Source organism: Sulfitobacter brevis, from assembly GCF_900112755.1.
Taxonomy (GTDB): Bacteria; Pseudomonadota; Alphaproteobacteria; order Rhodobacterales; family Rhodobacteraceae; genus Sulfitobacter; species Sulfitobacter brevis.
Genome location: NZ_FOMW01000008.1, coordinates 192,797 through 204,257 on the forward strand (window position 1 = coordinate 192,797; position 11,461 = coordinate 204,257).

Genomic DNA, 11,461 nt, shown 5'->3' on the forward strand with positions numbered 1-11,461 from the left:
GACCACGCTCCGCAATTAGCGTGGTCCAAGCGTGGTCCAGTGGTCCAAGCGTGGTCCAGTGGTCCAAGGGCAAATCGACCCCCTTTTCAACCGAACGTGGTCTAAGTTAGGTGGAATAGATAGCAGCCATACTTGCCGGATGTCCTCCAGCTAAAACGCCCGAAAAATTCTGATCGCCATCTGCCGGGCGCACCGCCTGCCGCAACCTGCTCGGTAAGCCCACCACCTCGGATTCAGGGGGGCCGGAAAACCTCATGTGCGCAAATGCACCGCGCAGAGCAAATTTCTGCATACTTTATTAGTTTTGCTCACGTTAAGTCCAGATAACATGAGTATGGGCTCATAATATCAACGGATGTCCTATGACTTCTGTGCAAATCTGTCGAATACCACGCTCTACGCCCCCCGCGTCACTGGTAATTCGTTGAATGGGACCCATAGTTGCTCACCGCAGTGATGAAGTTATTTATGTATACTCCGAGTCCTGCGGAAGCCGAATTTGATGTCTTGACGGCTGGGCTTGGAACGATTCAGCTCCGCTGATGATCCGCCCCGGCTTTCTTTCCTCAGCAGACCGCCTCGTGCTTGAGGCTTGCGTGCGTCGCCAGCGCGAGGGCCACGGTATTGCCCGCCGGGCAAATGCGATCCTGCTGCTCGACGACGGGGAAAGCTGTGCTCGGATCGCAAAGTTTCTCTACTTGGACGACGATACCATCCGGGGCTGGCATAAAACCTACCTGCAAGATGGTTGGGATGCGCTTGCCTTCGACGGCTGGAAGGGCAGTCAGTCCCGTACGACGCAGGCACAGGAGGCTGCGTCGTGCGCTTGGCTGGAAGCGCGCTTCTGTCGCTCGACGGTCGAGATCAGGGCCCATGTCTCGGCTGAGTGCGGTCTGAACTATTCCCATTCTGGCTGCATCAAACTTCTCGCCCGACTGGGCTTTGAATACCGCAAGCCCAAGCCCCTGCCGCGCGTGGCATCAGCGGAAAAGCAGGCCGCATTCATCGCATTCTACGAGCGCCTGATGCGTGAGTTGCCCGCAGATGAAGCTGTCTACTTCGCCGATGCGGTGCATCCGGAATACCAGACCAAGCCTGCATTTGGCTGGGTGAAGGTCGGATCAAATCCAGCGGTTCTCAGCACGGCAGGGCGTGGTCGTGTGAACATTCATGGGGCTGTGAACCTCGAAACCTTCGATGCACCCTTTGTCGAGCCCACAACCGTTGATGGGGTCAGTGCCGCACAGCTTCTGACCAAGATAGAGGAGCGCAATCCCGACAAGCGCATCATTCATGTCATCTGGGACAACGCTGCCTACCACAAAGGGCCCGATGTCAGAGCTTTCCTTGCCAGGACAGCTTGCCGTATCCATCTGATCCAACTGCCGCCCTACTGCCCTCCTCTCAATCCGATTGAGCGGCTTCGGGCCGTCTTGCATCAATACGTCACCCACAATCGCTACTACCCAAGTCAGAAGCAGTTCGCCGACGCCATCCTTGCATTCATGCGTGAAGCCATCCCGCAGGAATGGACGAAATTCCGCGACAAGGTCTCAGACAACTTCCGGGTCATAACCCATGATAACTTTCGGGTTTTGAAGTAGAAGCGGTATAATTGTATTTCTGGTCGAACATCTGCAAACCACTCGCAAGACCCCTTGCGAAATTAAAAATTTCGCTGCCTCTTAGCGCGCGTTAGTACGTGTTGTACAATCGCGTACGGATATTCGGATGTTTCATATGTTATGAGATGCCCCGAGATTTGTAATCGCCCGGCTTAGATGGTTTGAAACCAAGCAGGGACGGATATGATTAGATCATATTGTTTTATGATGATTACAAACTGTATCACATGGCTTAGCGCTTAGAGAGCGGAAGTACTGTATGAGAGTTGCAAGATTGGCTGGGGTATGGCCGGCGGGCGCGACTGCCAGGATTTCCCAGAGAGGCAGCGCGTCCGCAAGGTTTTTTAGACCAGTCAGCTAATTCCGGCAACACGTTCGATCAGGGTTTCAGCTGATCGCATCCCGGCAATAATATGGTTTTGGCCACGAACCAATTGCGTTCGTCCGAACCCCTGCATATCGGTTGAGCCACCGGCGATCTTGCTGGCCTGTTCGACGGAAGGCAAAGGCGGGATTGTCAACGCAGGATCGTGACGGAAACGATCTGACCGGTTGAAGTTGAGCGGAACAAGAATCCGGGCCAATTCCTGAATCACCGTATTTCCAGCCGTTTCGGATACTGACCCATCGTCGATGCCATTATAGAATGCTTCAATTTTCGCGAGCAAACTGTCACTCGCCGCACGTGCGGGAGAAAGATCAAAGGCTTCGCCTGCTTCGGATTGATACCCTTTGAGAGTTTCCTGAAACTCCTTGGCTGTGGCGCGCCAGTCTTGAGGCAGGATCGCGGCATTTGCATTGCGGAAGACGGCCAAAAGGTAGACTTTGATGTCCCGCAAAAGGATGTCTTTGTCAGCAATTTCCAGCGTGTCGTTTTCAGTGTGCCACGCAATGTTCATCCCGCAACCGCCTACGGCATAGTAGCCCAGTTCCTCACGGTGCGCGTCGGTCATGGCAGATGACAACATAAGATAGCCGGACAACCCAATATTGTTGAATGAATAGTCGCCCGCGCGGTGAGGGCGCTCTGAGTGAAGCTCTTTGCCACAAACATCGTTGATAACATTTGCCAAAAAGTCGTGATTTTCCGACATCACCGATACGTTCAGAAATTCGGTAGCCCAACGGCAACCGGGACTGTCGCAGTTCACTTGGGCTACGCAATTCGCATCCAGATCGAGAGCAAAGGTGTCGGAGTACCATGTAGAGCCCGCATAGCGGCCGGTGGAGTGACCAGGCCACCAGGCAATTTTGACGGAACGGCGCAGCTTGTCCTTGTTCGCCCAAAGAACTCGCGCGATCTCCAGCATGGAGGCATCACCGGTCGCGTTATCGCCGACGCCGACATCCCAACTGTCCAGATGACCGTGCAGCAGAACGTATTTCTCGGGCTCTTCGCTGCCGCGGATCGTTATCTCGGGTAATTTTGAACTGAACCAACCTTCTTCCATTTCAGTGAAAATGGTCGCTTCGCCGCCGTCTTCGGCGATTTTTCGGAGCGCTTGACCGCTCTCGAAATTCACGGCTGCTGCTGGAATTGTAGGCTTGCGGGGCAGGTCGTCCGTGCCCGGAGTGCCCCAGATCGTTGTGCAGATGCCCCAGTGGATATCGACCCCGGGGTTGATCGCGATGACACCGATCGCGCCGCAAGTATCCATCAATGAAATGATCGCAGGGCTAGCGAAACCTTCTGTCAGGACCACTTTGCCGCGGACATTGCGGATCATGGCTTCAGAAGCTTCCAACTGGCTTTCAAAGGCATCTTCTTCGTCCATGTTAGTGGTGCCTGGGATATAGACCAATGGCCCGCTTAGCCCCTTGGGCGCATTGACAGCATAGGCTGGCGGTTTGGCGCGAAAGATCTTGCCTCCTGCTTCGATCCGCGCTTGCCCCGGCAGGCTCAGATATAGCTCGGGTTCGTGCACATCTACTTCAACACCATGCCTACGCAAAGTGTTGATTACTTCGTCCATGCCGCGATTCACATCATCGGGATGCTCGCGCTTGAACGTCGCAAAGCTTTCGACAAGCGCCCAAGGGGCGTCAATCGAGACCTGATCAAGTAGGGCCTGTTCTTGCGGGGTCATTCTCGTCTCCATATGTTTTACTCAATGAAATAATGTTGCATTTAGTAAAACGCTAGCAGAGGGGATTGAGTCGGGCAAGCATGGGAAATGGGTGGGCGGTGTTGATCAGCCCTTTAGCCGAGGGTGAGTTTTGCCGAGATTTTCTCGGCTGCCGATTTTACAGCGTCGATGTAAGCATCACGCTGAGGCTCATCCAGACGGACCGAGGCCCCTGCGATCGACAGGCCCGCAACGACCTCACCCGCTGAGTTGAAGATCGGCGCGGCAATTGAAAATGCCCCGTCATCCAAATCATTCAAAGCGACATTGTACCCGTTTGCGCGAATGCGCAGAAGGATCTTCGCCAGTTGCTCGGGGTCGGTAACAGTATAGTTTGTATAGCTTTCAAGTGGCGAGGTCAGGATCCTATCGCGGATTGCAGGTTCTGCATAGGCCAGCAGCAACATAGACGCGCCCCCGGCATGAAGCGGCCCCTTGCGTCCCGATTGAGCAAATATACGGATTGCATGCAGGCCTTCGCGCGTCGCCAGAGCAAGGGCGTAGCCACCCTCGCGAATCACCAGATTAACATTTTCGCCGGTTTCGTCGCGTAATTCATCCATGATTGACGGAGCTACATGCAACAATGCGCCGTCACGGCCCACGCGCTCACCCAAGAGAGCGACACGGTAGCCAAGCGAAAAGATTGCACGCTCTGCATCACGTTGGACGTAGCCAGCTTCTTCCAGAGTCTGCAGAAGCCTGAATACAATAGATTTTGTAAGACCCATTTCGTTTGCCAAAGCAGTGACGCCAAGGCCGGGTGTCTCTGCCAAAGTTTCGAGCACGTTGAGGGCGCGACCGACTGCCTCAATTTTATACGACTTGCGCTCGCGGGCGGTGTCATTGGTCCTGTTTGTCATAGCCGCTTCCAGAAAATGTATTGCGTTTTGAAACAAACGTGTTTTACTCATTAAAGTAATTTCGATTTGTCTCACTCAGTAAAACATAATCCGACAGATCGTCAATGCAAAAAGCTGCTGGGCTCACCGGCAAACGTAGACGCAAGGACAGTATTTGCCCGAGGGAGGGTGCCCTACGCTGTCGATGCATGTGCGCGCTGAACTGGCCCGCTGGGGTCGATGACAACAGGAGAGATATTGTGAAGACTCTATTCAAGCTGGCTTCTACATCGCTGGTGGGTATGGCGCTTCTTGCCGGACCGACATGGGCGCAGGACCAGATCAGGACGATCCATTTGCTGTCTCGCCCACAGGCAGCGCAGCCTGCGGAGTTTCAGGCTGTGCAGCTGATAGCGCAAGAATGGCGCAAGCTCGGCCTTGATGTCGAAGTCGACGTCATGCCTTGGGAGCAGATGTCTTCCGCAGTCTGGTATGATCGGGACAAGTGGGATGTTACCGCATGGCAGATGACCGGTCGGCCCGAACGGTCGGATCCCGATGAAATCATCTATAATCTGTTCCATTCTTCTACCGCTGAAAGTGGCTATAACTTCATCGGTTATTCGAACCCTGAGTATGACGCAGTTGTCGAAAAGCAGCGGGTAACAATTGACCCGGCAGAGCGCCAGAAACTCGTGCGCCAAGCGCAGGAAATTTTGGCCAAAGACCAACCGAATATGATGCTTGTTCACCCTGAGCAAGCCTTTGCCTTTGATAAAAACATCTGGGAAGAAGACTCGGTTGTGAACCAGTCGGGTATCGGCATCCGCAATACTTGGACGTGGCTATCCTTGGCGCCCAAGACTGACCAGAAAGACATCATTGTCAATTCGTCTGATAACGTGATTGCCGTGAACCCGCTCTATATTTCCGGCGTGACGGACAGCTTCATCACCGAGCTGCTTTATGACCGCTTGTTCAGGGTTGGCCCCGACGGTCTGCCCACAGAATGGGCTGCCGAGACTTTCGAATGGCGAGATGATAAGACAATCGCGGTCACGATACGTAGTGACATGATGTGGCATGACGGCAAGCCGGTGACCGCCGAAGACGTCAAGTTCTCTTACGAGACCACAACCGGTGGCGAAGCGCCGATGTACGCGCCATTTGGTCAGTCTATTAGTAGTGTGGAGATTGAAGGCGATAACGTCGTCGTATTTACTCTGACCAACCCGTCTGCCTCTTTCATCACATCGAGCCTCGCAAAGATTAACCTGATCCCCAAACACGTTTGGGAGCCTATCCTTGCTGATCTGGCTACCAAGGAAGAGAACGCAGAAAGCTATCAGGAAGAAATGCCGATCGGTTCGGGGCCTTACAAATTCGACCGTTGGCTGACGAACGAAGAAATAGTTCTGAGCGCGAATAGCGGTCACTTCAACGCGCCACAAGCAGAGCGTTGGATCTTGCGGTTGGTGCCGAATGCCGAGGCAGCACTCGGTATGCTCCGCTCGGGCGAGATTAACTTTCTGACAGATTTTGCTGGCGATCCGCAGGTGTTGATTGATGCCGCTGAAGCTGACGGGGACATCGAAGTTGTCTCGACCGTGGACATCGGCTTCCGCTATGTAGCCTTTAATAACCGCCGCGCGCCGTTTGACGATCCGGCCTTCCGCTCCGCGCTTTCTTCTGCTGTCGACCGCCGCCTGATTGTAAAAGCTGCTTTCAAAGGCTTCGCCGTTGCCTCGAACTCGGTCGTGTCTCCGGCGCTTGAATTCTGGCACGACAAAGCTGTGGTCGAAAACTTCAAAGCAGGACCCGACATTGCCAAGTCTATGCTCGACGAAGCAGGCTATACGATAGTTGACGGTCGTCTTGCCTATCCTGAAGGCGTCAAGGAAACGCTGGGCGAATAAGCCGGTACACATGGGGCGGCACGACCTGTCGCCCCTTTTTTTATCGCCACTCCCGATTTATCGCAGAAGGCTAATATGAGTACGCTCAAACCCGTTCTATCGCGCACCTTTCAGCTGATACTGGTCCTCTGGGCGGTTGTGACAATCCTGTTTCTGATGTTCCGCCTGATGCCGGGAAACCCGCTGGCGGCTTATATCGACCCGACTTTCACGCTTGAGCAACAAGAAGCCCTTATCCGGCAGTTTGGTTTGGACGAGTCGCTTTTACGGCAGTATTTCACCTATCTTGGCAACTTGCTTCAGGGCGAATTAGGCTATTCCTTCCGCTACCGCACACCGGTTGCAGAGCGGATTTGGCTGCTGTTGCCCAATACATTGATCCTGACTTTCTCCTCACTCATCGTCGCGTATATCTTTGGTATTCTAGCTGGCGCCTGGCTGGCGTGGCGACGTGCTAGCCGTGCAGAAGCTTTTGCGCTGCCTATTGTGTTGGCAACGCGGGCAATGCCCGAGTTCTGGCTTGGCATGGTATTACTCGCAATATTCTCATTCTCACTGGGGATTTTTCCGGCTGGCGGTACGCGGTCGGCGGGGACAGAGTACGAAAGCCTTTGGTCACTTTACACTTCCGCAGACTTCTTATCCCACCTCGCGCTGCCGATGCTGACGCTGGCAATCTACTCGCAAGGGTTGCCGCTGCTTCTGATGCGCTCGAACATGCTGGACGTGATGAAGGAAGACTTCGTGACGATGGCAAAAGTGAAGGGGCTGTCGCCTTATACAATCGTCATCAAACACGGCGCGCGAAATGCCCTACTGCCCGTGATGACATCCTTTGCGATTTCCGTCGGATATCAGCTGCAGGGAAATGTGGTCGTTGAAAGCGTCTTTTCATGGCCGGGGTTAGGGCGTGAGTTGGTCTCAGCGGTTTCAGCCTCAGACTATCCGCTGGCCCAAGGAGCATTCCTGATGATCGCGGTCGTTGTGATTTTGATGAACCTGATCGCTGACCTTCTCTATACCTTTTTGGATCCGAGGATTTCTCATGCTTGAGACAACTGTTCCGGAAGGTCCTGTTATCCGGATCTTCCGCGCCATGAAATTGCCGGTAGGTGACAACTTTGCCATGGCAGGATTGATCATCTACGTGATCTTCGCGCTGACTGCGATCTTTGCACCCGTGTTGGCCCCCTATGAGCCGACCGAGATTTTGTACACCGTTGACTATGACCTCGCCTCTGACCTGTTGCCAGGGCAGGAGGGGCATATCCTCGGCACCACCAGCCTCGGCCGTGATATCTTTTCGCAAATTGTATTTGGCGCGCGGGCTGCCTTGCTGGTGGGATTGACCGCCGCTTTTATGGTCGCATTCATTGGCACGATCGTCGGGCTGATATCCGGCTACTATGGCGGCTGGGTGGATACCATCCTGATGCGCCTTGCTGACGTGGCCTTTGGCATCCCGTTTCTGCCCTTCGTTATCGTCATATCGGCCTTTCTTGAACCGTCTATCTGGAACACTGTCATCGCGATGGCGCTTGTGCTTTGGCGCGATACAGCCCGTGTGATCCGGTCGCAGGTACTTACGCTCCGCTCGCGCGGGTATGTCGAAGCGGCGCGGGTTTCGGGATCCTCCGACTTTAAAATCATCTTGCGCCACATCGCTCCGAATATTGTGCCGTTGTCCCTGCTTTACGGGTCGATCGCAATCGGCTGGGCTATCCTGACAGAAGCATCCATCAGCTTTCTGGGCTTCGGGGACCCCAATTCGATTAGCTGGGGCTTCATGCTGCAAGATGCCTTTGCAAGTCAGGCGCTGAGCCGACAGGCCTATCACTGGTTCATCCCTCCCGGCCTCGCCATCATCTTCGTCGTTTCCGCGGGGTTTTTCATCTCGCGCGGTTATGAAAATCTACTCTTTCCGAAGTTGGGCCGTTGAAATGAGCCAGCCACTCCTTTCGGTCAAAAACCTTTCCATCGTTTACGAAGTCCCTAATCTTGATGTCGTCGCAGTTTCCCGCGCGTCTTTTGACGTACCGCGCGGGTCGATCGTTGGGCTCGTAGGGGAAAGCGGTTGCGGTAAAACCACTATGGCACGCGCATTTACCCGCATCATTTCGGATAATGCTAAAATCACCGAAGGCAGCATGGATTTTGACGGCAAGGATCTCGCCAAGATATCCGAGCGGGAGATGAATGATTTGCGCTGGCGTGACATTGCTTTTGTGCCGCAATCCGCGATGAATTCGCTCGATCCGGTCTACCGCGTTGAATACCAGATGCACGAGGTTCTGCGGGGCAGGGGCGGTATGAGCCGCTCTCAGGCCAAAGCCCGTGCCGCCGAGCTTTTCGAGATGGTCGGTATCGAGGCTAACCGGCTTCGCGATTTTCCGCATCAGTTCTCTGGCGGAATGCGTCAGCGCGTCGCGATCGCCTTGGCGCTTGCGCTGAACCCCAAGTTGATTGTCGCAGATGAACCAGTGACCGCGCTCGATGTGATCGTGCAACGCCAGATTTTAGATCAGATGCGCGCTTTACAGCGCGATCTTGGCATCTCGATCATAATGGTGACGCATGATATCTCGGTCGTGGCCTATATTTGCGACCGCACGGTGGTGATGTACGCGGGCGAAGTGGTTGAGGACTGTGAAACGGCAACTTTGCTGTCCAAACCGCTGCATCCTTATACGATGGGTCTAAAGAACGCCTTTCCAGATATTGCTAGCGCCGGCACGGGTATCTTGACGCCAATCAGCGGGGCGCCGCCTGACTTGGCCCGCCCGCCCGCCGGTTGCCGTTTTGCCGCACGGTGCCCCTTTGCGCTCGATCACTGTCGTTCCGTCTCGCCGACGTTGATGTCGTTTGGCGATGACCATTCGGTTGCCTGTCACCGTGCGCATGAGGCCGAGGCCCTTCGGGCGCAGGCTGCTCTGCCCGAAACTTGGGGAGAGATCCTATGACAACACCATTGGTCGAGGTTGAAAACGCACAGCTCCATTACCGCGTCGGATCGGCTGTTTCTGCGATGATGGGTTTGCCTTCGGTCGTGAAAGCCGTCGATGGCATTAGTTTTTCGCTGAACAAAGGGGAAAGCGTAGGCCTTCTTGGTGAAAGCGGCTGCGGCAAGACCTCTATGGGGCGGCTGTTGGTGCGACTGGAAAACGTGACCGGCGGGTCCGCCCGCTTTGACGGCGCAGAAATTTCGCAGCTAAAAGGGCGCGCGCTGCGAACATTCCGCTCCCGCAGCCAGATGATTTTCCAGAACCCCTTCGATGCCGTTAACCCGCGGTACACTCTAGCCAAAACGATGGCAGAGCCGCTGGCCAACGCCGGCATCCCCAAGAGTGAATGGCGAGACCGGATCATCAAAGCACTTGAATTGGTGCGGCTGGCCGACCCCGAGCAATACCTCGACCGGTTTCCACATCAGCTTTCCGGGGGCCAGTTGCAGCGCGTCGTTATGGCCCGCGCCTTGATCCTTGAACCGGATTTTGTCGTTGCTGATGAACCGGTCTCGATGCTGGACGTCTCGGTGCGGGCCGGTGTTCTCAATGTATTTCGCGAGGTGCGTGACAAGTTAGGGCTGACGGCGATTTACATCAGTCATGATCTGGCCCTTGTTCGCTACGTCTGTGAACGCACGATCGTGATGTACCTAGGGAGGATCATGGAAGACGGGCCGACCGAGGCAATTGTCCGCGAGCCCTTGCACCCTTACACGCAAGCACTGGTCGCGGCAGTGCCGACGCCCAATGCTGATCAAAGCCATGAACCGCTACCAATTGGGCGCGGGGCCCCCGATCCGCGCAACCCTCCGTCAGGCTGCGTGTTTCGCGACCGCTGTCCAAAAGCTTTTGATCGCTGTGCCGCAGAAGTTCCCGCATCAAAGAAGGTGGGAACCCGCCACGTCGCCTGTCATCTTTTTGACGAGGCCGGATGATGCAGGCCGCTGTCTATAGCCAAACCGGCCCCGCAGCTGAGGTTTTGTCTGTTATTGATATGCCCGACCCCACGCCCGCTCGGGGCGAGGTTCTGGTGCGCGTTCATGCTTCCGGCGTAAATCCGGCAGACGTCAAACGCCGTGCCGGTTGGAATGGCATGCAGATGGCCCATGATATGGTTATTCCGCATTGTGACGGGGCGGGGATCATCGAGGCTGTGGGTGAAGGGGTAGATCCGGCCCGGATCGGTGAACGCGCTTGGATGTGGAATGCCCAAGGAGGCTACGGCGAAATCGGACGGGCGTTTGGAACTGCAGCCGAACTGATTGCTTTGCCGAGCATGCAAGCTGTCCACCTTCCGGATGGCCTTGGCTTCGCTGAAGGCGCGTGCCTTGGGGTGCCTGGTTTAACGGCGTGGCTGCTGGTGCTGGCAGATGGGCCGGTCCAAGGTAAGACAGTTCTGATACAGGGAGCGGCTGGTGCTGTAGGGCATATGGCCGCGCAAATGGCCGTTTTTTCGAGGGCAAATGTCATTGCTGTTGTTAGCTCGGCGGAAGCGGCGGACGGAATTTTAGAACTTGGCGCCATCCAAACTATCAATCGCCATGAAGAAGATGTCGCCGCGCGTGTTAACGAACTTACCGAAGGGCAGGGTGTCGACCGGATAATCGAAGTCGATTTCGCAGCAAATCTTGAAACAGATATCGCCTGTCTCGCGGCACATGGGATGATTGCATCTTACTCTTGCTCGTCCAATCCGACGCCGGTTCTACCCTATTACAAACTGGCCGATCTGGGAGCGATGATCCGGTTTGTTCAGGGGTTTCGGCTTACGTCCAGCCAGCGTCAGCAGGCTGAAGCAACGCTAAACGAACTTGCCGAATGCGGGGCGCTTGTTCCCTCAATAGGTGCGGAATTTTCACTGTCTGACATTGCGAGTGCCCACGATCACGTGGCGCGCGGCGCTCTCGGCCAGACCGTGATTAACCTGATAACGCGTGATTAAGGAGA

Annotated in this window: 9 protein-coding genes; 7 read left to right on the top strand and 2 right to left on the bottom strand. The window is 55.1% G+C overall.

Annotated elements, in window-relative coordinates; translation table 11 throughout:
- Positions 1-542: 542 nt before the first annotated feature.
- Positions 543-1,604 (top strand): IS630 family transposase, encoded by a 1,062-nt coding sequence (locus BM174_RS12680; protein WP_093924223.1) that lies wholly within the window; start codon positions 543-545, stop codon positions 1,602-1,604.
- 374 nt (positions 1,605-1,978) lie between these two features.
- Here BM174_RS12680 and BM174_RS12685 read toward each other — a convergent pair whose 3' ends face one another.
- Complete coding sequence (locus BM174_RS12685) at positions 1,979-3,400, bottom strand: M28 family peptidase (protein ID WP_245766358.1); 1,422 nt, start codon at positions 3,398-3,400, stop codon at positions 1,979-1,981.
- A gap of 425 nt (positions 3,401-3,825) precedes the next feature.
- Complete coding sequence (locus tag BM174_RS12690; RefSeq protein WP_177209476.1) at positions 3,826-4,614, bottom strand: IclR family transcriptional regulator; 789 nt, start codon at positions 4,612-4,614, stop codon at positions 3,826-3,828.
- Between the two features lie 239 nt (positions 4,615-4,853).
- On the opposite strand from BM174_RS12690, the gene BM174_RS12695 reads away from it, so the two are divergent.
- The 6 genes from BM174_RS12695 (at position 4,854) to BM174_RS12720 (ending at position 11,456) form a co-directional block, all read left to right on the top strand.
- Positions 4,854-6,509: an ABC transporter substrate-binding protein gene (locus BM174_RS12695; RefSeq protein ID WP_093924226.1), complete on the top strand. Its 1,656-nt coding sequence runs from the start codon at positions 4,854-4,856 to the stop codon at positions 6,507-6,509.
- A 75-nt stretch (positions 6,510-6,584) separates the two neighbouring features.
- Positions 6,585-7,562, top strand: a complete 978-nt coding sequence (locus BM174_RS12700; RefSeq protein WP_093924227.1) for an ABC transporter permease — start codon at positions 6,585-6,587, stop codon at positions 7,560-7,562.
- Positions 7,555-8,448 (top strand): ABC transporter permease, encoded by an 894-nt coding sequence (locus BM174_RS12705; protein WP_093924228.1) that lies wholly within the window; start codon positions 7,555-7,557, stop codon positions 8,446-8,448. Before BM174_RS12700 ends, BM174_RS12705 begins: the two co-directional genes overlap by 8 nt.
- A gap of 1 nt (position 8,449) precedes the next feature.
- Positions 8,450-9,469 (top strand): ABC transporter ATP-binding protein, encoded by a 1,020-nt coding sequence (locus BM174_RS12710; RefSeq protein WP_093924229.1) that lies wholly within the window; start codon positions 8,450-8,452, stop codon positions 9,467-9,469.
- Positions 9,466-10,449, top strand: coding sequence for an ABC transporter ATP-binding protein (locus BM174_RS12715; RefSeq protein ID WP_093924230.1), 984 nt, complete (start codon positions 9,466-9,468; stop codon positions 10,447-10,449). The genes BM174_RS12710 and BM174_RS12715 overlap by 4 nt, the downstream gene beginning before the upstream one ends.
- Positions 10,446-11,456, top strand: a complete 1,011-nt coding sequence (locus tag BM174_RS12720) for an NADPH:quinone reductase (protein ID WP_093924231.1) — start codon at positions 10,446-10,448, stop codon at positions 11,454-11,456. Before BM174_RS12715 ends, BM174_RS12720 begins: the two co-directional genes overlap by 4 nt.
- Positions 11,457-11,461 lie beyond the last annotated feature (5 nt).